Raw genomic sequence first — 527 nt, 5'->3', positions numbered from 1 at the left:
CTTCACAGTTGCCGCCTAACAATAAAGTCTCTGAAAAAGGCCACCCCGAAATATATTGCGCCCCTTTAAAGGCTGTAATAGAAGAAGTTGAAAGGGTAGGTGTAGAGAATTATTATAAGCAACTTGCAGAGGCAATAGCAGAAGCAGCAGAGAAAGAAACAACCATTGCTGACTTCAAGTTCAGGTATAACGAATGACTTCACAGGGGCGCGATTAAGCGCCCTTTTTTATTGTCCAGACTTCAGCACACTTGCAAAACCCTGAAGACTTAGCTACTCTGCAAGCACTTGAACAACACAGAGTCAATAAGATGAAAGCTAAAATAATTGCAGGGGTTATCACTCTGCTGTCATTGTCTGCACACGCTGAAAACTATGCAATTGATTGTGAAGGTCATGCAGCAGCATATATGACCATTGAACAGGGTGAACACCGATTAGCTGTGATAGGCAACCCGATTGAATACAAATACACGGCAAGTGATGCTGAATATGCTGTGAAGAATCACCCTGACCCCGTGACAAAGC

General features: G+C 43.3%; 2 protein-coding genes. Both read left to right on the top strand.

Going from position 1 to position 527, the window contains the following annotated elements:
* Positions 1 to 197: hypothetical protein (locus N1032_RS27730; protein ID WP_259543955.1), on the top strand; the 197-nt coding region annotated here is incomplete at its 5' end.
* Between the two features lie 53 nt (positions 198 to 250).
* The coding region (locus tag N1032_RS27725; protein ID WP_259543954.1) for a hypothetical protein at positions 251 to 527 on the top strand (277 nt) is incomplete at its 3' end.

The sequence above is a fragment of the Herbiconiux daphne genome (assembly GCF_024979295.1).
Lineage (GTDB): Bacteria > Actinomycetota > Actinomycetes > Actinomycetales > Microbacteriaceae > Herbiconiux > Herbiconiux daphnes.
The sequence above is the reverse complement of the archived record's forward strand: the minus strand, read 5'-3'. Positions and strand labels throughout refer to the sequence as shown.